Here is a 24,051-nt window from a genome sequence, read left to right as displayed (position 1 = left end):
AAAAGCATAATTTGCTAAAATGTAGGGGTCGGTATTTTTAATATTTCCTGTTAAATTGGGTGGTGAAAACAGAGGAGTACTGATCGCAAAATTGTGACTATATGAGATTCAACGACCTAGAGAAAATATGTAAAGGAAAGATTGTTCATCACGCTCAAGATGCAGAAATCAAGGAGCTCGTGACGGACACACGCAACATATCCATACGGTCTGGAGTGTTGTTTTTTGCGATCGAAGGTATCAATCATGATGGTCATGGATTCGTGCAGGATGCATACGATCGTGGTGTTCGTTGTTTTGTGGTCGAAAAAGAAGTCAAGCTCCCTTCGGATGCCAATGTCCTCGAAGTGCGGCAATCCTTGTTGGCGATGCAACAGATCGCTGCAGACCATCGATCTTATTACAACTACCCCGTGGTGGGCATCACAGGGAGCAACGGCAAGACCATCGTCAAGGAGTGGTTGGCCCAAATGCTTGGTCACCAATATGGAATTGTCAAAAGTCCCAAAAGTTACAATTCCCAATTGGGAGTACCACTCTCGGTGTGGCAAATGTCAAGTCAGCATAATTTGGCAATATTTGAGGCAGGCATCTCAGAATGTGGTGAGATGAAGCGTTTGGAACGAATCATTCGGCCGACACTTGGAATTTTTACCAACATAGGAGAGGCACACAACGCTGGGTTCCAATCTCTGCAAGAAAAGGCCAACGAAAAGGCCATGCTTTTTGCTGCATGTGATACTGTGGTGTATTGCTCGGCCTACCCTGAGATTGCTCAGGCACTCCGAGAGCATACTTCTGATAAGACAAAGTTGGTTGCTTGGTCAGTAGTACCTCGAGAAAGTAATACATGGCAGGTGCAGGTCGAAGAAGCTGAACTCACGTTGAAGCTTCGGTTTTCGGACCCCGCTTCGGTGGAAAATGGTCTGCACTGTGCGGTCATGATGCATGTGCTTGGTTTTGGGGTAGACATGATACAGACGAGACTTGATACCTTGTCTTCGGTCAAGATGCGACTAGAGATGAAGCAAGCAGTGAACCGATCCTATGTGATCGATGATACTTACAACAACGACCTGTATGGATTGGAAGTCGCTTTGGATTTTCTACATCGTCAGAATCAGAAGAATAAAAAGACCGTGATTCTCTCGGATTTGTACCAAACGGGACTGCCTCCAGTGGCACTCTACAAACGCATCGACGATTTGCTACGTAATCAAGCTATCCATCGGTTGATAGCTGTGGGGCCAGAGATCAGCAAGGCCAGGGATTTATTTCATACGCAGGCGGAATTTTACGACTCGACTGATCAATTACTGGCTGCTAATATCAGCGTTCAAGATGAGATTGTATTGGTGAAGGGTGCTCGTGATTTTCAGTTTGAAAAAATCGTCGAAAAACTGGAGTATAAAGCTCACGGAACTGTCCTCGAAATCAATATGGAGAGCCTGACCAATAACCTAAATAGCTACCGAGCGAAATTGCGACCAGAAGTCAAAATCATGGTGATGGTGAAGGCATTTGCTTATGGAGGAGGGAACTTTGAAATTGCCAACCTTTTGCAATTTCACAAGGTGGATTACCTCGGTGTAGCCTATACAGATGAGGCCTTGGAGCTTCGTAAAAACGGCATACATATTCCTATTATGATCATGAATCCCTCATCCGATTCGTTTCGGTTTTTGAAAGAGTATAACCTAGAACCTGAGATCTATTCTCTTGAGCAGTTGATTGATTTTTTGGATTATTTCGAAGGAGTAGATGCTTTGCCTGGTATTCACATTAAACTCGAAACAGGGATGAATCGTCTGGGTTTCAAAGAAAATGAACTCAAGCGCTTGTCAGAGATCCTCAAGCTACACAAGAAGCTGAAGGTGAAGAGTGTTTTTAGTCACATGGCGGGTAGTGAGGATCCGCGTCATCGAGATTTTTCGTTGCAGCAGGGCAAACGGTTTGATGAGATGAGTACAAAGCTAATGGAGTCACTATGGTACAAGCCGATGCGCCATATTGTCAATACCGCGGGGATTGACAACTATAGAGAATTTCACTTTGACATGGTGCGATTAGGAATTGGTCTCTATGGATACGACCCAGTGATGGCCGAGGAGAAGAAATTGCAGACAGTGGGTATACTCAAGACCCACGTCTCACAAGTCAAAGAAATAGCTACAGGTGAGTCCATTGGGTATGGGCGTTTGGGCTTTGCCCAAAAGGATATGAAAATTGCAATCGTACCGATAGGATATGCCGATGGTTATATTCGGGCCTTTGGCAATGGTGTAGGTCAAATGACCGTCCAGGGACAGCGTGTCTCTACGGTTGGTAATATATGCATGGATATGACTATGCTTGACGTGACAGGAGTCAATGTGCGCTCAGGAGAGGAGGTGATTGTGTTTGGAGAGGATCCTACCATCAAGGAGTTGTCCTCATGGATAGGTACGATCCCTTATGAAATACTCACCAACATCAGCCAGCGTGTAAAACGAACGTACGTCTCTGGCTAATCAGCCGCCACAGCCCATTAGTTTTTTGAAATCCAAGTCAGGAAGTCCACCTCTGTCGTTTTCTGTGGAGGAGGTGTCTTGGAGAGTCGTCGGAGGGGTGGGCTTTGATTTCTTTTGTTCCTTATCCTTTTTTTGTGTTTCCTTATCCTTTTTCATGGGCAGTATTTGTCTATGTATTTTTGGGACATGGTGCTGCCTAGGTCTTTCGCTTTGTGGAAATCCAGACAGGCTTGTTCCAAGTCGTCTCTGTGCTTATACGCGAGAGCCCGGTTGTGGTAGGCATACATATAATCTTCTTTGAGTTCGATTACTTTGGAGAAGTCGTTGATCGCAGAACGGTACATGCCTGCGGAAAAATAGGCATTGCCCCGGTTGTAGTAGCAGTTGACAAGGTCTACGGGTATGTCAGAATCATCGTTGCTTCGGATGGCGTTGCTGTAGTTATTGGTCGCCTCGATATAATACTCCATGTTGAAGTAGATATTGCCAGCTAGGTAGTACATGTCTGCTTGGCCAGGCGCGAGAGCTAGGGCTGCTTCTACATTTGTTTCTGCCTCGGACAATCGGTTCAGTTTCATGAGTGCAGTAGCACGTCCGACATAGGAGTCCGCATTTCCGTCGTAAATGGCTATGGATTTATTGAATTGTTCGAGTGCTTGGCCATAGGATTGTCGATTGATCATGTCCCACCCGTTGGAGTTGTATTGTTTACTGCTGTTGTAGTCCGTTTCGTCCAGTACTTCCTCTTGAGCTTCTGCGTGATAAAACGTCAGCAATGTTATCATGCATGCAACTACCCCAATGTATCTCCGTCTCATAGCCTTTTCTTTTTTGAATAGGGTTTAAATTAGCAAAAACAATTAACCCGACACTACGATGAGTGAACAAATTCGAAAAAAGTACTTTCAAGATTTTATGCCCGAGAACGTCTGTTTTGGTTGTGGAACGAGCAATGCAGACGGGCTGCATGTCAAGAGCTACTGGGAGGGCAGTGAATCTGTCTGTCACTGGGACTCACAGACCAAATATCACGGATGGGCAAACTTGATGAACGGAGGGGTCATGGCTACATTGATTGACTGTCATTGTATGTGTACCGCTATGGCCTATGCCTATCAGGAAGAATCGCGAGAGCTAGGTTCCTCGCCTGAGTATCGCTATGCCACAGGAACTCTCTCTGTCAAATACCTCAAGCCTACCTCCAACAATGATACTGTCGAGTTGCGTGCTCGAGTATTAGAAGTTAAAGGCAAAAAGACAGTTTTGAAGTGTGATTTTTATTGCCTGGGTGAGAAAACTGCCGAAGCAGATGTGGTGGCTATTCGCGTTTTTGACAGCAGTCAAAGTGCAAAAGGGAATCTGTTCAAGTCTTGATAGAGGGAGGTGAGCCAGTTTGTGCTTCTACATGTGCTGCGCATGATCGAGCAAAGGAGAGAGGACTGATCTTGTCTTCGCGGGGGCTGTGCTTGACTCTTGCTCATAGTACTAGATTTTAGACCAGAGCTGAGTTGTATTCTTTGGTCTAAAATCTAGCGTTTGACTATTTCGCATCTGGATTGGCTTGAAAAGGCGGAGCGAAGTTTAAGCTCATGATGCTTTTAGGTTTTGGTGGGTTAGTTTTTTTCTTGCTTGTCTCGGAATTTTTGTTCAACAAAATAAGAGATAAAAAGTCCTGACCCTCCAAAGATCATGAGGCAAGAGAAAATCCCGACTTCTTCGGATACTATTGCCGCAGTACTCAATAAGTTGCCTACTAGGATGCCTACTCCAGCGCCGATGAGGAGTAACCCTATTTTGATGGCGGGGAAAGTAATAGTCTTGCGGTTAAAGATATTGGCGTCTCCACCTTTTTCGATAAGAGCCAAGCGTTCGTCGTTCATGAATTTTCGTACGACGATCAGTACACTAGCAATAGAGAGGAATAGGACGACGGGGATTATTATTTCTTCGTTCATGTTTTTTGAATTTTGATTTCACCCATAGGACAGGAGAAGTGTATAGGCGGTTACACTGCGGAGAAATTATTTTTTAGTGTGTAACTTGACTCATGGAGCTAGCGTCCAACCCAACGTGAGTCAGCAAGTAACGGATCATCAACTGGTCGAACAGATCAAGAAAGGAGACAAGGAGAGTTTTACTCTACTGGTCAACCGACACAAGCGCTATGCGCTGACTATTGCGAGCCGAATCTTGCTAGTAGATGAGGATGCTGAGGAGGTAGCGCATGATGCGTTTGTCAAAGCGTACTTGTCATTGTCTCGATTCAAAAGTGAAGCGAAATTTACGACTTGGTTTTATCGTATAGTTGTCAATCTCGCGATCAGTCGTGTGCGGAAAAGGAAACTGGATACCGTAGAAATACAAGAAGCTCACCATCACCTAGCGGTATCGAGTGACGATATTATGGAGCAGCAAGACAAGCAATTCTACCTCAACCGTGCCATTGCGGCGTTGAGTCAGGACGATCGACTGATCGTTACGTTGTATTACTTGGATGAACTCGATATGGAGGAAGTAGCGGAGATATCGGGTTTTGATAGAAACAATCTGAAGGTGAAGCTCCATCGTGCCCGAAAACGACTAGCGAAGACACTTCAATCAATCATGCCTCAGGAGATAGAGTCAATTGTTCAGTAAACCATCAAGGAAATGAAAAATACATCAAAATCATACCTCAGTAGCAATGCGGACATGGATCGATTGGATCAATGGATGCGTTCTTTGACTTTGCCCGAAGCGGGTCTAGGATTTACGCAAGAAGTCGTCGCGGCAGCTATGCTTGCCAAAAAACGGCAAATAAGCAGGCGAATATTGATGGGTGTACTGTTGTTTATACTGATGGCCGGGACGCTTTGTGTGTGGGCTGTACAGGATGGCTCGTCTCTCCAGCTTTCTCCAGATGTACTCCATTTGGTTTCATGGCTGTCTTTTGATCTTTCGATAGATTGGAATGGGTTATCATTTACGGCTTTCTTGATTCTCGAGGGCGTATTGTTTCTGTTGATGATCGAAAAAGTAACGAGCAGTTACATTGAATTGACACAATGGAAGGCAAGGAAGAAAAAGTTGACAGTGGAAAATTCAGATACTCAATAGCTTAGAAAATACTTGCTAAAATTTATAATACAAGTCTTGAATAAATGAAATAGCTGCCTATCTTTGCACTCGAATTTAGTCAAACGGACTAAGAAACAAGCGAAAGTAGCTCAGCTGGTAGAGCGCCACCTTGCCAAGGTGGAGGTCGCGGGTTCGAACCCCGTCTTTCGCTCAATTGAGTGTGAGAGTGTATGTGAGTGAGAAGGTGCAATAGCATCGCGCATACACTTTTTTTGTATCCAATCCGTTCTTATTTTTCTACTCGGATACAACCTACACCATGATACTGCCGGAGTGGTGGAATCGGTAGACACGCAAGACTTAAAATCTTGTGACCTTCTGGTCGTGCGGGTTCAAGTCCCGCCTCTGGCACATTGAAAATCAACTATAGATATGGTTGATTTTCTTCTTTTTAAGCCATTCGATTTTTTCAATACACAGGGCTATAGAGGAGCTGTCAGTCAAGGGATAAGGAATTAATATTCGGTATTGAGTATTCGATATTCAATGTTCCGATGCTGCAGATATTTCTTGTGTTTTATGCAGGGTGGTTGTTTCTCAAAAAAAACAATAATGAATATCGGACAGTGAATCTTGAATTGTGAAGTGATTTTCGATCTCTCGCCGTAAAACCTAAATAGAGACTGATTCTTCAATAGGTGGTGGTCTAGAGAGAATTGCGCACCGATATTTTTTTATTTCATACAATTTTGCCTCATTGTTTCTGATTTGTGTTGATAATACGCAAATTGAAGGTGGTTTGTAAAATGACCTTGTTTATGGATATGACAAATATCAAATTGACGGTGGACGCAGTGGTTTTTGGCTATGAAGACGGCCTTGTTTCGGTCTTGCTGGTCAAGCGAAAATATGAGCCTTACCAAGGGGCGTGGGCTTTGCCTGGAGGTTTTGTCAAGAGCGAGGAGTCCTTGGAGTCGGCCGTACAAAGGGAGTTGCAAGAAGAGACGGGGGTCAAGATCAATTACCTCGAGCAGTTGTACACCTTTGGAGAGCCGACCAGAGATCCGCGAGGTAGAGTGGTATCAGTAGCGTATTTTGGTTTGATTCGGCCGGATGCATTTCGTATAGCTGCTGATACGGATGCCGAAGAGGTGCAGTGGTTCGATATCAATGACCTGCCCAACATCGCCTTTGATCATGCAAAGGTACTTCTGACGGCCATCTCCCGTTTACAAGGCAAAATGATCTATGAGCCGATAGGTTTTGAGTTGTTGGATCAGAAGTTCTCATTCTCAGATCTAGAAAAACTGTATTCAAGTTTGTTGGGGGTGGAGTTGGATAGAAGGAATTTCAGGAAGAAGATCCAAAGTTTCGGTATACTGGATGAGCTCAACGAGACGGCCTCCAAAAGCACAGGTAGACCCGCAAAACTATTCCAGTTCAATCAGAAGAGGTATTTTGAACTGAAAAAGGAAGGAATACTTTTCGATATTAAATCAATAAATAAATAGGAGTTTATACTTTGTGTAAAAAAAACGCAAATATTGTTTGGGGTATAAATGACGCTGTATTATGTTTGTGTCATTATTACGCAAACAACCAATAAACATACGACAATGAATGCATTATTATTAACAGATGGGTACAAGACTGGGCATCACCAGCAATACCCTAAGGGGACCGAGGAGGTTTATTCTAATTGGACGCCACGCAGCAATAAATATGCTCCAAGTGGTTGTGAAAAAGTATTGTCATTTGGTCAACAATATGTGATCCAGTGGTTGCATGATTATTTTCAAGACCATTTCTTTTCACGACCCAAGAGTGAAGTTTGTGAAGAAATAAGGAAGGAGTTGTCTCTATATTTGGGTACGGATTACGATGTGACTCATTTTGAGCAGCTGCATGACTTGCAGTATTTGCCGATTCGTGTCAAGTCACTGCCTGAGGGGGTTGAAGTGCCAGTTCGTGTACCTATGCTGACTGTTGTCAATACGGAGAAGGAATTTTATTGGGTGACGAATTTCTTGGAGACTATATTGTCTACGATGCTGTGGCTACCGATGACTTCTGCGTCTATCGCATTGAGATACAAGCGAATATTCAAGCAATGGGCAAGCCTGACAGATCCTGATAATCTCGGGTTTGTTGATTTTCAAGGGCATGACTTCTCTATGAGAGGAATGGGTGGATTGCAAAGTGCAGTCGCTTCTGGAATGGGACACGCCAGTGTGTTTTTGGGTTCTGATACCTTGCCTGTGATCAGTGGATTGAGGCAATACTATGGAGCGGAGGGTTTTGTAGTTGGCTCTGTCAATGCCACTGAGCACTCTGTGATGTGTGCAGGGACCAAGGATGATGAAATAGGAACTTTTAGATACCTGATGCAGACATATCCTACAGGGATTCTGTCTGTGGTCAGTGATACATGGGACTTGTGGAAAGTCGTCACGGAGTACCTGCCTGCACTCAAGAAGGAGGTATTGGCTAGGGATGGGAAACTCGTCATACGTCCTGATAGTGGTGATCCAGTCGATATCATCTGTGGGGAAAGCCGAACATTGGGAGGGCAGACTGCCATGGGGCGAGGTGTAATCGAAATTCTTTGGGATGTGTTTGGAGGAACTACCAATGCCCAAGGATTCAAGGTTCTCGATCCTCATATCGGAGCGATTTATGGAGACAGTATCACCACCGAGAGAGCAGAGCAGATATGCCAACGTCTACATGACAAGGGCTTTGCAAGTACAAACGTAGTACTAGGCATCGGCTCTTTTACATACCAATTCAATACACGGGACACCTATGGTTTTGCGATGAAGGCGACTTCTGTAGTAGTAGATGGTGAGCGAAGGGAGATATTCAAAGATCCAATCACAGATGATGGTGTAAAGAAGTCTGCGAAAGGACTAGTGAAAATTGATAGAGTAGATGGGGAATATGTCCTTGTCGATCAAGTCACAGAAGCAGAGGAGCGTGAAGGTGAACTACGAGTGATCTATGAGAATGGTAGATTTGAGCACTCTGTCACCCTACAGGAAATAAGAGATCGAGTCAATGGATGTCTTTGAATTTGATTATTACGATAGGTTACGAAGAGATTACCTACAGCATGGTAGTCTTTTCGTAGCATACGATTATGACAATACTGTTTTTGATTATCACGATTGGGGGATCAAGTATGATAAAATTGTGGATCTATTGCGTGTATGCAAATCACTAGGGTTTACCTTGATTTTGTTTACTGCCAACGAAGGAGAGCGATTGGAAGGGGTCAAGGAGGATTTGAATGCCCGAGGTATTCCATTTGACCTGGTCAATGAAAACCCTTTGACGAACACGAGAAAAATCTATTACAATGTTTTGCTAGACGATAGAGCTGGACTATCCGAAGCGTACCAAATGCTAAAAAGACTGACAGATGAAATACGAAGTAAAGAAGTTTAAAGACGGACAGGTGACAGCCAAAATCACTGAAGGGGGAGATTTAGATGTCAAAATACGAGGCAATAGTTATGAAGACTTGTTTCGTGTAGCGACCATCAAAGAGGCTTGGGATGCTGATTACACACTCCATAAAGGAGCAGTGTCTACCTTGACTTTGTACTGTTTGATTGGTCAGCGCTCTGACCGTAGATTTCACGAGCACGAGTCTTTTGATCTCAAAGTGATCGCTCGATTCATCAATAGCATGTGTTTTGATCGGGTATCTATTTTGCACCCACATAGCCCGATTTCTTTGGCTCTCATCCAAAATGCATGTGCGCTGAGTCATTTTTCGTATGTAGAGCAAGCCTGCCAGGACATAGGGAAACCCGTGCTCGTCAGTCCTGATGCAGGAGCCTACAAACAGACTCATGAGATAGCCGAACGATTGGCTACCGATTTGGTACCTTCCAATAAGGTGAGGATCAATGGTGTGCCGTCTATCAGCATCCAAGGAGAGGTGAAGGACAAAGAGTGTCTGATTGTAGATGACTTGGCTGATGGAGGACGCACGTTCAAGCTTTTGGCTGCCGCACTCAAGCAACAGGGAGCGAGCAAAGTGTTTTTATATGTCACACATGCCCAGTTCAACTATGGGTTTGATGAACTCAAGGAAAGTATTGACCATATCTACTGTACGAATAGTTACCAAGATATTGAGGATGAGTTTGTCACCCAGTACAAAGTGGTATGACCGTATCGGTGAGACAATGTCACTCGGTACTTTTATGAATTGGGAAGGTACTGTGCATCGAGCCTCGTCTAGAAGAGGAAGCCTTCTACTCCCGTTTGGGTGGAGGGCTTCTTTCATTGGTGATCTAGGTTTCATCCATCCTCTCAATTAGAGAAGTTTTTTCTCATAGTGGAGTGTACTTTGTTCTCTTTCGAGATAATATTCTGCGAAATCGACGTGCTTATTGGAACTGGAACGTTATTTGCTCAACACGATACCGTAAATTTATCGAGTAAGAAAATCAAGTATTATTTCCACATTAATAACGCAACACCAATGAGTAAGCATATTCCTACATTTCCGTATTGGCCGATGGCTGTTTTGATGGCCATAGTTATTGGCTTTTCGTCATGCAAAAGTCAGAAGAAGTTGACTAAATCCGAGGATGTCCCTGTGGTCACGACAGTTGCTCCTGAGCCAGAACCAGAGCCAGAGCCAGAGGTGATCGAAGCACCCGCCCCCAAAAAACTGACCAAGGAGGAGCGTTTGACCAATTATTTTGATGCGATTGCTACTTCTTCTACTACCGATTCGGCCAATGCCAGCATAGATGAGGCACTGACCATGTTTAGTGATGGAGATGCTCCTGTGTTGATTGTCATCTACAAAGGTGACGGTAGTCCGAGCTACGACGAGCCCACGACAATTGAGAACTATCTGCATTACCTCAAGGATACACAGAATAACAACACAGAAATCGAGGAAATCGTCTATGATACTGACGGCAACATCAAAGAACTAGTACTCAAGAAATAATTCCACCATATTGAATTCAAAATTATGACAATGATAAAATACACCGCATTATTCGCGTTTTTGTTCCTGTCGGTAGGCGCATTTGCACAAAGTACGATAGACCCAAGTAGAAAGCAGGCGATTGATTCTCTCGCATTGGAGAAAGTCAAAGACCTGAGCAAATACATCAGCATTATTGGGAGCAAGGACACGCAGTTTTCTGAGGCTAAACGCGTCATGGACCGAGCCGAAGAGTTGTTTGCTGAGGATAGCGAGATGGGCGTTTCGACTCTGGGTAGTGAGGAGATTGCGTATTTTAAGGTGAGGGCCTATTTTGAGCGATTGATGGCACTCAACTATGACAAAGTGAAAATCAAATGGTACGACATACACTATGTCAGTGATTTGGAGCAGCAGCCTGACGGGACTTTTGTAGGGGTGATTACCGTTTATCAGCGATTCGAAGGGACTTCCAAAGACGGTAGCCTCAATTACAAAGATACCACCAAAAAGGATATTACGATATTCGTCAAGAAAAAGGAGACTCAGATCGCCGGTCGTGTGATCGAGTTTTGGGATGTGCTCTTGGGTGATATTCGTGTAACAGAGACATCTGCATGAGATACGTATTCTTCGCAATATTCACCCTCATCACTATTGGATCATCGGTCGCCCAAAGTGGGATGACCGATGAGATGCGTGACACACAGGAGCAACTCAACGCTTCGACCAAACAGGTCAATCAATTTTTTCGCCGTTTCAACGGAGAGGAGAGTGAAGAAGGGAGACGCTACTATGCCAATGATAAGCAGTACCGTGATTCGAACCTGAGACGCAAATACATGCCTGTACTCTTCGATACCAAGACAGGGCAGTTTAGTCGCCAAGATTTGGATGGTTTTGTACGTCAGATCACCGACAAGAAGGCCCCTCAGTTTTTGGATTTTCATACCGATGATTGGGTGGCAGAGGTGCATGCTACATTTCGCTACCGAGGCAAAGAAGTCCCTGGTGTGCTTTATATGCAGCTGCAGCAGCAGGGACAGGGATACGAATGGATCATTGATGATGTGGCTTTTGAGGTGTTCAAGAGCAAATTTGACAAGGATACCACAGAGACCAAGCAGTTTCTTCATCCGATGAGTCATGAGTTGGAGTTTATGACACTACGCAAGGCGTTTCAAAACAATCAGCATGATGAACAATTCACTGCTCGAGATTTTCAGCCGGATTACCTGAGTATATTTCTTTATGAAATGAATCAAGGAAATATGCAATTTGTCACGGTCAAGGATGTCTCTTTTCATTTCTTTGCCATCGAAGGCTATTATTTTGGGGTGTCGTATTTCAACCGTGTAGGCTACAATTCTGGCTGGTTGATATCGAGTCTTGTAGCGTTAGCCAACGAGGATGAAAAAAAACAAATGAAGGATTATATTTATGACAAAGACTAAACGTCGTATATCTACATGGGTCAGCGTGTGTTTTGCACTCGCTTTTTCGATGTCTCCTGCTTGGTCCCAAGATCAGCTGGCCGATACTACTCGTTTCGATGAGGTGAGGAGCTTGGTCAATTTTTATGAATTTTTGCTCAATTCGGTGGGCTCTGCTAAAAGTTCTACGAGAGACAAAGAAGTGATTGTTACCCAGAGTTTCAAGAAGGTCTTCGTCGACAAAGATGTGCAGATCGAGGATGACTTGGTTCAAGACCGTAAGGTTATCACCAACAAAGACGTGACGGCTTATTTGCGGGATGTGGACTTCTTTTTTCAAGGTATCACCTTTGATTTTGAAGATATTCAGATCGAGATGATCCAGAAGGAAGAGGGTGTGTACTATTATCTCGTTTCTTTTGAAAACCACATCACGGGGACAACACTCGAAGGAGAGACGTATGACAATATCAAAAAGAGATTTGTAGAAGTCAATAGCAACGAAGAATCCGGTGACTTGAAGATCGCTAGCGTCTACAGTACCAAAGTCAGTCGCGAGCGTGAACTACAAGCCTGGTGGGAGAGTTTGTCCTATGGCTGGGTCAAAGTATTCAAATCCTATGTGCCTTTCGATAGTGTCAATCAGAAAGTACTACGCCAGATCGCAGCGATTGATAGTCTTGATCTTTCGGGAAACGACCTGTTGCTCAACCTTGAGCCTCTGGCTGCTTTGAGAGCACTCAAGGTCGTCGACATTAGCCAGACTCAAATTACGGATATCAGTCCGTTGCGCTATGCACGAGATTTGAATACGTTGAGAGCAGAAGACCTGGCCATAGATGATGTGGGCTCCCTGGAGTATTTTGGTCAACTGAAGAAATTGAGTTTGGCGAATACTCAGGTGATAGATATCACTCCGATCGGCCGTTTGAAATCCATCGAGCAGCTCAACTTGTCTGGCACACGGGTGCAGGATTTTTCGCCCCTCGCACAACTGACTACTTTGCGCAAAATCGACTTGTCCAATACCCCCTTGATCGAAGGGCGTGTCTTGGTAGGTTGCAAGGGACTGGAGGCCATAGATGTGTCCAATACATCCATCAATGATCTATCCGTGTTTGGCGGGAAGGTTAATTTGGTGAAGCTAAATGTGTCCCAAACACCTATCACTGGGTTGGTGGGGTTGAGTAATTTGCCCGCACTGGAAGTCTTGACCATCAACGAGACGAGTGTCAAAGATTTGACCCCATTGCAAAATTTGCCCGGGCTAAAGAAGGTCTATGCCGACTATACTCAGGTGACGGAGGAGGTTGCATCGGCTTACATGACTAAGAACCCTCAGACACTCATCGTGACCAATAGTGATCAGGTCATGCAGTGGTGGAATGCTCTCTCTGCCAATTGGAAAATCGCACTCAAAAGTACACTCAAAGGACAAGATCCTGGCAAGGAGGAGATCATCAAGCTGATCAACCGGGATTCGCTGGTGCTTGCAGGGGGAGGGCTTAGGAGTACCGCTCCTCTCAAAAAATTTGATCGAATAAAATATTTGGACGTGAGTCAAAATCAGTTTGGAGACTTTTCGTTCACGTCTGAAATGAGTGAACTTCATACCTTGATTGGTAAGGATTTGAAAGCACTCAGTGCGAAGGGATTGGAAAAAAATCGTCAGTTGCGTCGTTTGGTGTTGACAGGAAGTGCGGTACAGGATATAGAGGCGTTGAGCCAACTCAGTCAACTCGAACTCGTGGATCTAGACGGGGTCTTTGTCAATACAGGTGAGGTAGTTGCTTGTCTACAGGCCAATCCCAAGGCAGTAGTGATTTACCAAACGGATATTTTGTCGAACTGGTGGGATAGCTTGAGCCCTGAGTGGCAGCAGGCTTTTGGGGTAGAGAAGACCGATACTTATCACCTGCATCAGTTGATTGAAAAGACAGAAGTCTCCGTCTCAGGGATGTCAGTCGCTTCTTTGGAGCCTTTCAATATGTTTATCAATTTGGAAGAGGTGACTTTGGATAGAGTGAGTATGTCTAGTCTGGATCAACTGTACGTACACACAGGGATTCGAAAGTTGACTTGTACCAATGGTCCTCTGGAGTCGCTCAAGGGGATCGCGGCATTGGCTCAGTTGGAGAGCTTGAATGTGTCGAATACAGCAATAGGGGGACTCAGTGATCTCAAAGGTCTGACATCTCTCAAAGAACTCAATGGTTCGGGAACGAGTATTACCAGTCTCAAAGGGGTCTCTGAATTGCATCAGCTCGAACTGCTCGATGTGAGCAATACGAGGATTTGGAGATTGGGTCGGTTGAGTGAATTGCAAAATCTCAAGAAACTCATATGCAACAATACCCGATTGCTTCAAATGGTTGTAGATGACTTCAAAACCAGTAACCCAGAGTGTGAAGTGGTGTATTATTGAACACTTGCTTCATTACAATAGCGTATCAAAAAGCCCTGCAGTCAGAAATTTAGTCTGACTGCAGGGCTTTTTTTTGAGTCATGCAATTTTTGAATTTTGAAGGATGGCTATCCCTCACGTAACAGGGTAGGGGTGCGTTTTGGATTAGTGAATGACGACTCGGTTTACGAAGGATTGATGCTGACTCACCACAGAAAGAATGTAAGTACCTGCTCTCAAATGGTGAGTGTCCAATTCGTAGGTGAAACGATCAGTGGTGAGGTTCTGCAGTTCTTCGTGGAGGACCTGTATACCGGATATGTTTGTCAAGGTGAGTTGTACTTGATTGCCTTTGAGTCCAGAGAGAGTGAGTTGCAATGAGGTGTTTTCTGGACTTGGATTGGGGTAGATAGATAGTTCTCCACCGTTTTGCTGTGCCCCAGTGACCTTGATCAACTGGGAGTACTCATATTGACCATCATAATCAGTCTGTTTGATGCGGTAGTACACAATGCCAGAATTCCTGCTATAATCTATGTAGGAATAGTCGTGGGCAGCCGTGCTGGTACCAGCTCCCTTGACAGTGCCCAAGATTTCAAAGTGCTTATTGTCCCATGATTTTTCTACAGTGAAAAAATCGTTGTTTTTTTCTGATCCAGTGGTCCATTCTATGCGAGTTTGATGATTGTCTCTGTGTGCCGAAAGGTGGATGAATTCCACAGGAAGCGTTGCGGCGTTGCAGGTGACTACTCCCGTAGTGAAGCCTGAGATAGTCATGTACCGGTTTGAACAGGAGGTGTTGTTTACTTCGGTTTTGATGTAGTCAATGTTATGGACGAAGTTGGATATTCTGAGCTCATCGATAATTCCTTGAAACAGGTTGAATGGAGTGGTACCATCGACCAACCCGCCGATGGTGAGGGGGTAGTTTCCGCCAGTATAGAAGTCAATAGCCGAACCGCTGTATTCTGTAGATGAGGAGATGAGTTCTCCGTTGAGGTAGAGTTTTTGAGTGATGCTCGGCCCACCGTCATCGTCAATTACCCCTGCGAAGTAGTTCCAATTTCCGTCGGGTTCTACATCGTCTTTGCCGTTGTTGTTAGAGTCTGTCAGTACATAGTTTCCATTGCTCCTTCCTGTTTGAAACCCTACTTCTGCTTCGAAATTGGATGCGTCTGCAGGGGCTTCAGTTTTGGGGCGCATCTCTAGGGTGTAGGAGGCATAGGGTGCTCCAGTTCTTCCTTTGGAAAACAACTTGGCATAGTCCTGTGGCTGAGAACTCCCAGCCTGAAACCAACACGAGATTGTAAATGAACCAGATGGTTCCAATTGGACGTCATCGGGTATTGCGATGTATTCGTCTACTCCGTTGAAAGAATAGCCTTTGCCTACTACTGACGATACCACATTGGAGGCATCCATGTTGTGGGATGTGCCAGGGCTGATGTTGCCAGAAGCATCTATGATATTGGCAGATCCGTCGGGGGTTTCTGAGAGCTGCCATACACCGATGTATCCTGCTGTGTTCCAAAGTGAATTGTCGTTGTAGTTCGGAGGAGAGACTCTTCCGTAAAATAGAGTCAATTCTGTATCTACAGTTGCGCTCAATAAGTCAATGAGTACCCATATAATGAGGTCTCCATTGCTGCCGTCATAGTATTCGAGTTGATGAGGGAGTATCTCACTGAGCTCTGCGTCTGGGCTTTTCGCAAATACTATGTCATAGCCGTTGGGATCCTGTATTTCTCCACCATTGGATGTGGTTTTTAGTTCTTCCACACCTTCGAGGGAAACTAGTACGACAAATTGGAAAAGGGAGGCATTGCCCGATACCATCGATTCGTCAATGGTGATTGTGGCTTGGTTGTCGTATAGCGTAGAAAGCGCTTGTGCCCAAGCAGGTGTTGTACATAGTGACATGAGCAATACGTACAGTGAATAAAATAGTCGTTTCTTCATAAGTTCAGGTGGTTAGATGCGGGTTAGGTTAGTGAATTCAGTCCTAGTAGAGGTTAGTATTAGATTAAACAATGGGGGTATCAATCATGGATTATATGCTGTTGGTTCTATTTATTTTCTTCGTGCTACCTCCGTCAAGCATCTGAAACCTACGTCTGTTCGGTAAGCTTGTGTCTCGTCTGGGTAGAAAAGTTCGTCTGCTGAAAATTCTGTCAAAAAGCTGCCGCCAATAGCGTATCCTTCTTCTACCAATTCTTTGACATTGCCATAGACATTGTAGAAGCCACTGGCCGTAGGGCTAAAGCTGTAGATGTAGAAGGGGATTTCGACCTCTAGTCCAATCGTTCCGTCGACTTTGAAGTTGTGGTTGTATCCGTAGTAGTCATTTTTTTTGAGCAGGGCATCTGTCGCAAATCGACTGCTGACAATGTCCTCTTCGAAGAAAGCTGTTTCCTTCTTTCCAAACGTGTAATACTTGTCCAGGACGACAGTTTCAGGTGCACCTGTCATGTTTTTCCATTCCTTTTCGTTAGGTAATCTGCCGCTGTACCGATATTTTTTGATTTGCTTAGCTAGCATCTCCTTGAGACCTTCGTTGAGTTTTTCAGCCCTCCAGTCGCAGTAGGCTTGGGCATTTTCGTAGGTGACACCTACCACAGGGTAAAAGTAGAATTCTGGATTGAGGAAGTACTTCGTTTTGAACTTGTTGTCTATCTGTGGATAGTAGGCGCGATCTACATATTTGGCTGAGTCCTTGGTGATGTGGAACAAAAATTCTTGGTAGTGGATGTTGGCTACTTCGGTTTGATCCAAGAATTTGCCTACACTGATTGGTAAACTCCCCGGTGGGATGAGGTAGGTTTGGCTGTAGAGATGATTGTCTTTGTTTTCTTTCCAGGGATCATACTTTCCTTCATAGAAAACCTCTTTTTCTGAGGTTTTGTTTGATACGTACAGTTGAAAAAACACCTTAGATTCATCAGGGTTGAAGGTATAGGGTAGAGCTGTTTTTTCGCTGCAACATCCTGGGTCGTTACTTGTAGGGTGGAGGGTTTGCGAGTAGCTAGAGAAACAAATGAACAGAATTGAGAGCGTAAGAAAACCGTGATTCATTAACTGTCTTGGAGTTATTGGTTAGAGATATTGATTTGGTTCTTATTGCAAAATATAAGATATAATACTCCCGTACAACATAGTTAGGCGAAAGAGGATTTATATTCGCTTTTCATTTTCTCACACATTCGAAGTGTATTATTATTCCATGGAAGAGTACAATAAAATCAAAGAAGCCACCGCGTATATACAGTCCAAAGTAGACTTGGTCCCCGTCTATGGTATAGTCCTGGGGACGGGGTTGGGAGCCTTGGTTGATGATATCGAAGTGGTCGCGGAGTTGAGTTATGAGGATATCCCTCATTTTCCTATTTCGACGGTTGAGTTTCATACGGGTAAGTTGATATTTGGCTTGTTGGGAGGCAAGCCAGTAGTCACGATGAAGGGACGTTTCCACTACTACGAGGGCTACACGATGAAGGAAGTGACTTTTCCCATTCGGGTGATGAAGCTGCTGGGAATCAAAAAGCTGTTGATATCTAATGCTGCAGGAGCTCTTAATCCTGATTTTGCGAAAAGCGATTTGATGATCCTCGAGGACCATATCAATCTGCAAACAGAAAATCCACTAGTGGGACGAAATCTCAACGATCTGGGTGATCGGTTTCCTGACATGAGCGAGCCTTATGACCTGACCTTGATAGATCGTGCTAGACGAATCGCAGTGCAGCACCAGACTCGGGTACATGTAGGGGTTTATGTAGGAGTCAATGGACCCAACCTTGAGACCAGAGCGGAGTACAAGATGCTGCGGATACTAGGGGCAGATGCGGTAGGAATGTCTACAGTACCCGAAACGATCGTTGCACGACAGATGAGCTTACCGGTCTTTGCGATCTCAGTATTGACGGACTTGTGCTACCCTGGACATATCGAGAAGGTGAAAATCCAGGACATCATTGCAGCGGCAGAAAAAGCAGAGCCTGCCATGACGGAGATCATGCGAGAATTGATCACACAGGATGAGCTTTGATTAGAAAGTTATCTTTTGTTAAAAGAAGCAGACAAATTATAAATTGTCATTTTCAATGATAGTTTTGCAATTCTAAGCATAAACCAAGAATCATATCGTGTCAATCGTAGTAGCACATCTAACTAAAATCTATGGCCAGCAGCGCGCAGTGAATGATATTTCGTTTGTCGCCAAGCAAGGTGAGATTTTGGGTTTTTTGGGTCCAAATGGAGCAGGGAAGTCCACAACCATGAAAATCGCTACAGGCTATCTCCAGGCCGATGAAGGGACTGTGACTGTAGCGGGAGTGGATATAGCGAATGACACCTTGGTCGCACAGCGAAAGATAGGCTATCTCCCAGAGCATAATCCTTTGTATCTGGATATGTATGTGCACGAATTTTTGGATTTTTCGGGGAGGACCTATGGGATGAGTCATGCACTACGAAAAGCACGTATTCTAGAGGTGGTCAGACAATGTGGCCTCTCTCGCGAACAAAACAAAAAAGTAGGACAGTTGTCCAAGGGGTACCGTCAGCGTGTCGGCCTAGCGCATGCCCTGTTGCACAATCCAGAAGTGCTCATTTTGGACGAACCTACCACTGGCTTGGACCCTAATCAAATATTGGAGATTAGGAAGCTGATCAAAGAGGTTTCGCAAAACAAGACGGTGATTTTTTCTTCACACATCATGCAAGAAGTCCAAGCACTCTGTGACCGGGTGGTACTCATCAATCGCGGGGAGATCATAGCTGATCAATTGATCGAAGAGTTTTCCAAAGGGGTGCGGCAGGAGCAGAGTCTTCGGGTGGAGTTCAAAGAGGATGTAGATATGTCTTTGCTGACAGGCTTGGAGATTTTGACGAAAGTCGAGGGCTTGGGTAGTGGAGTGTACAAGCTACAGACGGCTGATAGCGAAGAGGCACGAAGTGCCATTTTCAAACTGGCAGCTGCCCGCAATTTGCCTTTGGTGGGATTGCAAGAGGAGGGGACGTCCCTCGAGGATATCTTTCACGACCTAACCCAAGAACGCTGATGTACGCGGTATTTGTCAAAGAAATCAACAGTTTTTTGAATAGCCTGATCGCTTACATTGTGATCGCGGTGTTCTTGACCACCATCGGTTTATTGATGTGGGTGTTTCCTGAGAGTAGTGTCCTGGAGTACGGCTATGCCGACATGAGTACGTTGTTCAATCTGGGGCCTTATGTGTTTATGTTTTTGATACCTGCGATTACGATGCGCTTTTTTGCAGAAGAAAAGCGCACAGGAACTAACGAATTGTTGTTGACTCGACCGATGACTGCCATGCAGATCATTCTTGGGAAGTATCTAGCGGGTTTTGTTTTGGTGGTGTTGTCTGTGCTGCCTACGTTGCTGTATTTCTACACGGTGTATCAGTTGGGCAAGCCTGTGGGCAATCTTGATATTTCTGGAACGATAGGGTCCTATATTGGACTATTGCTATTGGGCGGGGTGTTTGTGAGTATAGGCGTGTTTGCATCGTCTGTGACCGAAAATCAAGTAGTGGCTTTTGTGCTTGCGGTGTTTTTGTGTTTTCTGCTCTACTCAGGTTTGGACTCGATCGCGACAATTGATATTTGGGCAGGATCAGCTTTGTTTTTACAACAGGCGAGCATGTTGTTTCACTATGGTGCTTTGAGTCGTGGCTTGATTGACCTGAGTGATATTGTTTATTTTTTGAGTGTGATAGCAGGGATGCTGCTATTGACTAAGTTGATTTTGGATGCGAGAAAATGGTGATGAATAATCGATTGATCAACATATTGCAATTGGCCATTGGGTTCATGGTTTTGGTGGTTGTGAATCAGCTTGTGGATCGTTTTCCGCTTCGTTTCGATTTGACTGAGGAAAAGCGTTATTCGATATCAGAGGCGAGTATTGAGGTCCTGGAGAGCCTTCAAGAACCCGTATATGTAGAAGTGTTTTTGGAAGGAGAGATGCCTGCAGGATTCAAGCGTTTGCAAAAAGCCATCAAAGAGACGCTCGATCAGCTGGAGTACTATTCGGGTAAGCAGGTCAAGTATAGTTTCAAAGACCCGTCGATCGCCAAAAGCACCAAAGGACGCAACGAGTACTTTCGTTCGTTGATGCAGCGCGGACTTCAACCTACCAATCTCAACTATACTCGTGATGGCAACAAGACGGAGAAACTTATCTTTCCAGGTGCCATCGTGTCCTATTATGGTCGTGAACTGCCCGTGCTGCTGCTCAAGGGCAATCAGGGAGCTACTGCGGAGGAGCAACTCAATCAATCCATCGAAGGGATTGAGTATGAGTTAGTCAGTGCGATTCGCAATTTGTCGACGGACGTCAAAAAGAACGTGGGGTTGGTGCTTGGACATCAGGAGCCTGATTCGCTCAATTTGGCAGGACTGACGGGTGTCTTAGCTGCCAAGTACAATGTTTTCAAGATTGATTTACCTACGCGTGAGAAAGATTTATCTGTCTATGACGCAGTGATACTACCCAAGCCGACGACTACATTTTCTGACAAGGAAAAGTACCTGCTGGATCAATACATCATGCAAGGAGGGAAGGCTTTGTTTTTCATCGATGCATTGCGTGTCAATATGGACAGTGCTTCTGGGGAAGGGACATATGCATTTCCCTATGAGTTGGGGTTGGATGATATGCTGTTTAGATACGGTGTGCGTGTCAACCGCAATTTTGTCCAAGATATCTTCAGTGGGGAGTTTCCTGTCGTGGCAGGGATGACGGGTGACCAGCCTCAGATACGGATGTTGCCGTGGCCTTTCTTTCCGAATATCAACACTTTTGGAGATCATCCAATCACCAAAAATCTCGATGTAGTGCAGACTAGGTTTGTTTCGACTATCGATACGGTACGTGCAGATGGCGTAGAAAAGATCCCTCTGCTCATGACATCTCAGTACTCGATGGTGTCTGCCACGCCCGTCAAGGTAGCGTTCAATGAGTTGCAAAAGAATTTGGACCCCAAGCGTTTTACTTCGGGTTCGAAAGCGGTGGCCTATTTGCTCAAAGGGAATTTCACCTCGCTTTACAAAAATAGGCTCTTGCCCAAAGGCATGTCCAAGGCAGAGTTTGTAGCAGAAGGGCAAGAAGCAGCACTACTGGTATGTGCAGACGGAGACATGATCCGCAATGAATTTGACCTCAAGACTGGGGAGCCTTTGGAGTTGGGATTGAGTCCATACAACCAACAAAAGTACGCGAACGCCGATTTTGTGCTCAATGCGCTAGATTATATGCTCAACGAAAATGGGGTGATTACATCCAAATCCAAAGAGATCAAAATACGTCCGTTGGATAAAGTACAAATCGGAGAAGAAAAGCTGTATTGGCAACTGTTGAACTTGGTGTTGCCTATCGTGCTATTGCTCGTGTATGGTGTGCTACGAGTGTTTTGGAGAAAACGAAAATATGCGAATTTCAAATGAGTAAGGTACAAAAGCTCACCGGAATATTGGCTTTGTTGATCATCGTGTCAGCGGCATTGTTCTACTTTGATGGAGAGGAACGAGATTCGTTTGATCGGTCAATTTTTGCGATAGAGGATACAGCCTCAGTTTCGTCGATAGTCATCCAAGGTCCGCAGGGACTGTTGCAAGTACAGCGGCAAAGAGGGGGCTGGCAGCTCAATGATACGCTGCTTGCTGATCCTGCTTTGATCAAGGTGGTTTTTTCGATCATGCAGCAAGTGCGCGTACAGCGCCCAGTCAGTCAGCTGAATTTGGAGCGTATCCAAAAATCCTTGCGAGAGTCTGGCCAGAAAATCAGTGTCGTCGCAAACGGTGAAACGAATGAGTGGTATGCAGGCGGGGACCTGAGCAAGTCACAGGCCTATTTTGGAGATGAGAGTTTGAGCCAAGTTTATCTAGTGGGTATCCCTGGGTACAATCATTATGTGTCAGGAGTGTTCGAGTTGACACCCAACCAATGGAGGGACCGGCTATTGTTCGATTCCAATTTTAGGTCTTTGCAAGAATTGAATATTTCTTATGCAGACGGGGAGTCACTGAAGATCGATTTTGAAGATCGATTTTTCAAGGTCAATGCCTTGGAGCATATCGATACGACACAACTCATGACGTATATCAATGGATTGGAGAAGTTTCAACTCAATGATTATCTGACTCCTGGGGACTACCCACGCTACGATAGTCTCGCCAAGACCATGCCTGTGGCTCGGTTGATACTTCGTGATATAGATGAGCGAAAGAACAGAGATTTAGAGGTGTATGCCAAAATTCCGGGCGAGCGTTTTTACCTGCTGACCAATCGATCGGGAGATAGGATAGTGGTCGATCAAGAGCGTCTGAATAGCCTGTTGGTGACTGCTGATTACTTCCAAATGGATTAATCCGAAGAGGATTTCCATTGCTTGAACCTAGGTGTTTTTTATTTGGATTTTATCATTAACTTTGGCTCAAATTCGGAGGAGTGTCTTTTTGCGAATTTTCATTTTACTTAGAACATAACTAATTCCTATATCCAATGAAATTCATCGTTTCATCTTCATACTTATTGAAGCAGTTGGCAGCTATCAATGGTGTGATTACGACCAATCCAGTTGTTCCTATTCTAGAAAATTTCTTGTTCGAGATTGCTGATGGCAAGTTGACGATTACTGCATCGGATTTGCAGACGTCTATCATCACTGAGCTCGAGGTGGAGGCCAAAGAAAATGGCAACATTGCTGTGCCTTCCAAGATCTTGTTGGAGACTTTGAGGAACCTGCCGGAGCAGCCGGTGACGTTTAGTATCGATGAGAATACCTACAGCATCGAGATCAACTCGGACAATGGTCGATACAAGTTGGCTGGTGAGAATGCGACGGATTTTCCTAAAGTGCCTACAGTGTCTGACGGGAGTTCGGTCAATATCTCTTCGGATGTATTGGGCAATGCCATTAACAATACGATCCTTGCGACGAGCAACGATGAGTTGAGACCTGCCATGACGGGGGTATATTTGAATTTGGCAGATACCAATACGACGTTTGTCGCGACAGACGGTCATAGATTGATTCGCTATAGAAGAGTGGATATTGCCTCGGATGCAGGGTCGAGTATGATTATTCCTCGCAAGGCTTTGACTTTGTTGAGAGCTACTCTCCCTTCGTCCAATACCAATGTCAACGTAGAATACAACGTAGCGAATGCTTTTTTTAAATTTGACGGGATCCGTATGGTGTGTCGATTGATTGACGAGCGTTTCCCTGATTACGAAAATGTGATCCCTGCAAACAATGACAATGCCATGACAATTGATCGTTTGGAGTTGTTGGGCTCGCTCAAGAGGATTGCGATCTACGCCAACAAAACTACCCATCAAGTCCGTCTGAAAATTGCAGGGAGTGAGTTAGTGATTTCGTCAGAGGATTTGGATTTCTCCAATGAAGCAAACGAGCGTTTGTCTTGTGATCATGACGGTGGCGATATCGAGATTGGATTCAACGGTAAGTTCCTCATCGAAATGCTTGCCAATATTGATTCTACGCAGGTGACCATGAAATTTTCGGAAGCCAATAAAGCAGGTTTGATTTTTCCAGTAGATGGAGATGAAAACGAAGACTTGCTGATGCTTGTGATGCCAGTGATGCTTAGCAATTATTCTGCATAAGTAGAGCTCAAGCGAGCTAAGAGAGGAAAAGATAAAAAGGA

23 protein-coding genes and 2 tRNA genes are annotated in these 24,051 nt (G+C 44.7%); 20 read left to right on the top strand and 5 right to left on the bottom strand.

Translation table 11 applies throughout. The annotated features are described in order from the left end of the window. Nucleotides 1-101: 101 nt before the first annotated feature. Complete coding sequence (locus BFP72_RS11990) at nucleotides 102-2,510, top strand: bifunctional UDP-N-acetylmuramoyl-tripeptide:D-alanyl-D-alanine ligase/alanine racemase (protein ID WP_099599367.1); 2,409 nt, start codon at nucleotides 102-104, stop codon at nucleotides 2,508-2,510. Here the strand turns inward: BFP72_RS11990 and BFP72_RS19215 are convergent, their stop codons facing one another. Both BFP72_RS19215 and BFP72_RS11985 read right to left on the bottom strand, forming a co-directional pair. Continuing rightward, nucleotides 2,511-2,666 carry a hypothetical protein gene (locus BFP72_RS19215; RefSeq protein ID WP_158233388.1) on the bottom strand — a complete coding sequence of 52 codons (156 nt, stop codon included), beginning with the start codon at nucleotides 2,664-2,666 and terminating at the stop codon, nucleotides 2,511-2,513. It lies immediately after the preceding gene. After that, complete coding sequence (locus BFP72_RS11985; protein WP_099599366.1) at nucleotides 2,663-3,328, bottom strand: tetratricopeptide repeat protein; 666 nt, start codon at nucleotides 3,326-3,328, stop codon at nucleotides 2,663-2,665. The genes BFP72_RS19215 and BFP72_RS11985 overlap by 4 nt, the downstream gene beginning before the upstream one ends. A 58-nt stretch (nucleotides 3,329-3,386) precedes the next feature. On the opposite strand from BFP72_RS11985, the gene BFP72_RS11980 reads away from it, so the two are divergent. Continuing rightward, the gene (locus tag BFP72_RS11980) at nucleotides 3,387-3,884 is read left to right on the top strand and encodes a PaaI family thioesterase (protein ID WP_099599365.1); all 498 of its coding nucleotides are present in this window, start codon (nucleotides 3,387-3,389) and stop codon (nucleotides 3,882-3,884) included. A 239-nt stretch (nucleotides 3,885-4,123) separates the two neighbouring features. On the opposite strand, the gene BFP72_RS11975 is transcribed toward BFP72_RS11980, so the two are convergent. Further along, a complete protein-coding gene (locus BFP72_RS11975; RefSeq protein ID WP_143520055.1) occupies nucleotides 4,124-4,465 on the bottom strand; it encodes a DUF6249 domain-containing protein in 342 nt (113 codons plus the stop codon). 76 nt (nucleotides 4,466-4,541) lie between these two features. Between BFP72_RS11975 and BFP72_RS11970 the strand changes: the two genes are divergently transcribed. The 12 genes from BFP72_RS11970 (at nucleotide 4,542) to BFP72_RS11915 (ending at nucleotide 14,379) form a co-directional block, all read left to right on the top strand. Beyond that, entirely contained in the window at nucleotides 4,542-5,147 is a 606-nt protein-coding gene (locus BFP72_RS11970) for an RNA polymerase sigma factor (RefSeq protein ID WP_158233387.1), read from the top strand. A 12-nt stretch (nucleotides 5,148-5,159) separates the two neighbouring features. Beyond that, nucleotides 5,160-5,606, top strand: a complete 447-nt coding sequence (locus BFP72_RS11965) for a hypothetical protein (RefSeq protein WP_099599362.1) — start codon at nucleotides 5,160-5,162, stop codon at nucleotides 5,604-5,606. Between the two features lie 99 nt (nucleotides 5,607-5,705). Beyond that, nucleotides 5,706-5,778 (top strand) — tRNA-Gly (locus BFP72_RS11960). Between the two features lie 116 nt (nucleotides 5,779-5,894). After that, nucleotides 5,895-5,978 (top strand) — tRNA-Leu (locus tag BFP72_RS11955). Between the two features lie 407 nt (nucleotides 5,979-6,385). After that, nucleotides 6,386-7,078, top strand: a complete 693-nt coding sequence (locus BFP72_RS11950; protein ID WP_099600769.1) for an NUDIX domain-containing protein — start codon at nucleotides 6,386-6,388, stop codon at nucleotides 7,076-7,078. A 105-nt stretch (nucleotides 7,079-7,183) separates the two neighbouring features. Beyond that, a complete protein-coding gene (locus BFP72_RS11945; RefSeq protein ID WP_099599361.1) occupies nucleotides 7,184-8,638 on the top strand; it encodes a nicotinate phosphoribosyltransferase in 1,455 nt (484 codons plus the stop codon). Further along, nucleotides 8,625-9,014 carry a hypothetical protein gene (locus BFP72_RS11940; protein WP_099599360.1) on the top strand — a complete coding sequence of 130 codons (390 nt, stop codon included), beginning with the start codon at nucleotides 8,625-8,627 and terminating at the stop codon, nucleotides 9,012-9,014. Before BFP72_RS11945 ends, BFP72_RS11940 begins: the two co-directional genes overlap by 14 nt. After that, nucleotides 8,989-9,747: a phosphoribosyltransferase family protein gene (locus BFP72_RS11935; protein ID WP_099599359.1), complete on the top strand. Its 759-nt coding sequence runs from the start codon at nucleotides 8,989-8,991 to the stop codon at nucleotides 9,745-9,747. The genes BFP72_RS11940 and BFP72_RS11935 overlap by 26 nt, the downstream gene beginning before the upstream one ends. A 315-nt stretch (nucleotides 9,748-10,062) precedes the next feature. Further along, complete coding sequence (locus BFP72_RS11930; protein WP_143520054.1) at nucleotides 10,063-10,542, top strand: nucleoid-structuring protein H-NS; 480 nt, start codon at nucleotides 10,063-10,065, stop codon at nucleotides 10,540-10,542. A 30-nt stretch (nucleotides 10,543-10,572) separates the two neighbouring features. Next, nucleotides 10,573-11,142: a hypothetical protein gene (locus BFP72_RS11925; protein ID WP_099599357.1), complete on the top strand. Its 570-nt coding sequence runs from the start codon at nucleotides 10,573-10,575 to the stop codon at nucleotides 11,140-11,142. Next, entirely contained in the window at nucleotides 11,139-11,975 is an 837-nt protein-coding gene (locus BFP72_RS11920) for a hypothetical protein (RefSeq protein ID WP_099599356.1), read from the top strand. The genes BFP72_RS11925 and BFP72_RS11920 overlap by 4 nt, the downstream gene beginning before the upstream one ends. After that, on the top strand, nucleotides 11,962-14,379 hold the full coding sequence (locus BFP72_RS11915) for a leucine-rich repeat domain-containing protein (RefSeq protein ID WP_143520053.1): 2,418 nt from the start codon (nucleotides 11,962-11,964) through the stop codon (nucleotides 14,377-14,379). Before BFP72_RS11920 ends, BFP72_RS11915 begins: the two co-directional genes overlap by 14 nt. Before the next feature lie 144 nt (nucleotides 14,380-14,523). Here the strand turns inward: BFP72_RS11915 and BFP72_RS11910 are convergent, their stop codons facing one another. Further along, a complete protein-coding gene (locus BFP72_RS11910) occupies nucleotides 14,524-16,317 on the bottom strand; it encodes a T9SS type A sorting domain-containing protein (RefSeq protein ID WP_099599354.1) in 1,794 nt (597 codons plus the stop codon). A 111-nt stretch (nucleotides 16,318-16,428) separates the two neighbouring features. Then, entirely contained in the window at nucleotides 16,429-17,430 is a 1,002-nt protein-coding gene (locus BFP72_RS11905; RefSeq protein ID WP_099599353.1) for an SUMF1/EgtB/PvdO family nonheme iron enzyme, read from the bottom strand. A gap of 148 nt (nucleotides 17,431-17,578) precedes the next feature. Here BFP72_RS11905 and BFP72_RS11900 point away from each other — a divergent pair, with 148 nt between their 5' ends. The 6 genes from BFP72_RS11900 to dnaN all read left to right on the top strand — a co-directional run bounded on the left by BFP72_RS11900 (nucleotide 17,579) and on the right by dnaN (nucleotide 24,010). Beyond that, on the top strand, nucleotides 17,579-18,403 hold the full coding sequence (locus BFP72_RS11900) for a purine-nucleoside phosphorylase (protein WP_099599352.1): 825 nt from the start codon (nucleotides 17,579-17,581) through the stop codon (nucleotides 18,401-18,403). A gap of 97 nt (nucleotides 18,404-18,500) precedes the next feature. After that, nucleotides 18,501-19,418, top strand: coding sequence for a gliding motility-associated ABC transporter ATP-binding subunit GldA (gene gldA, locus BFP72_RS11895; protein ID WP_099599351.1), 918 nt, complete (start codon nucleotides 18,501-18,503; stop codon nucleotides 19,416-19,418). Next, complete coding sequence (gldF, locus tag BFP72_RS11890; RefSeq protein ID WP_099599350.1) at nucleotides 19,418-20,146, top strand: gliding motility-associated ABC transporter permease subunit GldF; 729 nt, start codon at nucleotides 19,418-19,420, stop codon at nucleotides 20,144-20,146. Before gldA ends, gldF begins: the two co-directional genes overlap by 1 nt. After that, nucleotides 20,146-21,825 (top strand): gliding motility-associated ABC transporter substrate-binding protein GldG, encoded by a 1,680-nt coding sequence (gldG, locus tag BFP72_RS11885; protein ID WP_255397202.1) that lies wholly within the window; start codon nucleotides 20,146-20,148, stop codon nucleotides 21,823-21,825. Before gldF ends, gldG begins: the two co-directional genes overlap by 1 nt. Further along, nucleotides 21,822-22,748: a hypothetical protein gene (locus BFP72_RS11880; protein WP_099599348.1), complete on the top strand. Its 927-nt coding sequence runs from the start codon at nucleotides 21,822-21,824 to the stop codon at nucleotides 22,746-22,748. The genes gldG and BFP72_RS11880 overlap by 4 nt, the downstream gene beginning before the upstream one ends. A 134-nt stretch (nucleotides 22,749-22,882) precedes the next feature. Further along, the gene (gene dnaN, locus BFP72_RS11875) at nucleotides 22,883-24,010 is read left to right on the top strand and encodes a DNA polymerase III subunit beta (protein WP_099599347.1); all 1,128 of its coding nucleotides are present in this window, start codon (nucleotides 22,883-22,885) and stop codon (nucleotides 24,008-24,010) included. The last annotated feature ends 41 nt before the right edge of the window (nucleotides 24,011-24,051 follow it).

This window comes from Reichenbachiella sp. 5M10, from assembly GCF_002742335.1.
Taxonomy (GTDB): domain Bacteria; phylum Bacteroidota; class Bacteroidia; order Cytophagales; family Cyclobacteriaceae; genus Reichenbachiella.
The sequence above is the reverse complement of the archived record's forward strand: the minus strand, read 5'-3'. Positions and strand labels throughout refer to the sequence as shown.

Excerpts from the sequence above, each read along its gene's own strand:
- BFP72_RS11990 (WP_099599367.1), top strand. The coding sequence starts at position 102 with ATGAGATTCAACGACCTAGAGAAAATATGTAAAGGAAAGATTGTTCAT.
- BFP72_RS19215 (WP_158233388.1), bottom strand. The coding sequence starts at position 2,666 with ATGAAAAAGGATAAGGAAACACAAAAAAAGGATAAGGAACAAAAGAAA.
- BFP72_RS11985 (WP_099599366.1), bottom strand. The coding sequence starts at position 3,328 with ATGAGACGGAGATACATTGGGGTAGTTGCATGCATGATAACATTGCTG.
- BFP72_RS11980 (WP_099599365.1), top strand. The coding sequence starts at position 3,387 with ATGAGTGAACAAATTCGAAAAAAGTACTTTCAAGATTTTATGCCCGAG.
- BFP72_RS11975 (WP_143520055.1), bottom strand. The coding sequence starts at position 4,465 with ATGAACGAAGAAATAATAATCCCCGTCGTCCTATTCCTCTCTATTGCT.
- BFP72_RS11965 (WP_099599362.1), top strand. The coding sequence starts at position 5,160 with ATGAAAAATACATCAAAATCATACCTCAGTAGCAATGCGGACATGGAT.
- BFP72_RS11950 (WP_099600769.1), top strand. The coding sequence starts at position 6,386 with ATGGATATGACAAATATCAAATTGACGGTGGACGCAGTGGTTTTTGGC.
- BFP72_RS11945 (WP_099599361.1), top strand. The coding sequence starts at position 7,184 with ATGAATGCATTATTATTAACAGATGGGTACAAGACTGGGCATCACCAG.
- BFP72_RS11940 (WP_099599360.1), top strand. The coding sequence starts at position 8,625 with ATGGATGTCTTTGAATTTGATTATTACGATAGGTTACGAAGAGATTAC.
- BFP72_RS11935 (WP_099599359.1), top strand. The coding sequence starts at position 8,989 with ATGAAATACGAAGTAAAGAAGTTTAAAGACGGACAGGTGACAGCCAAA.
- BFP72_RS11930 (WP_143520054.1), top strand. The coding sequence starts at position 10,063 with ATGAGTAAGCATATTCCTACATTTCCGTATTGGCCGATGGCTGTTTTG.
- BFP72_RS11925 (WP_099599357.1), top strand. The coding sequence starts at position 10,573 with ATGATAAAATACACCGCATTATTCGCGTTTTTGTTCCTGTCGGTAGGC.
- BFP72_RS11920 (WP_099599356.1), top strand. The coding sequence starts at position 11,139 with ATGAGATACGTATTCTTCGCAATATTCACCCTCATCACTATTGGATCA.
- BFP72_RS11915 (WP_143520053.1), top strand. The coding sequence starts at position 11,962 with ATGACAAAGACTAAACGTCGTATATCTACATGGGTCAGCGTGTGTTTT.
- BFP72_RS11910 (WP_099599354.1), bottom strand. The coding sequence starts at position 16,317 with ATGAAGAAACGACTATTTTATTCACTGTACGTATTGCTCATGTCACTA.
- BFP72_RS11905 (WP_099599353.1), bottom strand. The coding sequence starts at position 17,430 with ATGAATCACGGTTTTCTTACGCTCTCAATTCTGTTCATTTGTTTCTCT.
- BFP72_RS11900 (WP_099599352.1), top strand. The coding sequence starts at position 17,579 with ATGGAAGAGTACAATAAAATCAAAGAAGCCACCGCGTATATACAGTCC.
- gldF (WP_099599350.1), top strand. The coding sequence starts at position 19,418 with ATGTACGCGGTATTTGTCAAAGAAATCAACAGTTTTTTGAATAGCCTG.
- gldG (WP_255397202.1), top strand. The coding sequence starts at position 20,146 with ATGAATAATCGATTGATCAACATATTGCAATTGGCCATTGGGTTCATG.
- BFP72_RS11880 (WP_099599348.1), top strand. The coding sequence starts at position 21,822 with ATGAGTAAGGTACAAAAGCTCACCGGAATATTGGCTTTGTTGATCATC.
- dnaN (WP_099599347.1), top strand. The coding sequence starts at position 22,883 with ATGAAATTCATCGTTTCATCTTCATACTTATTGAAGCAGTTGGCAGCT.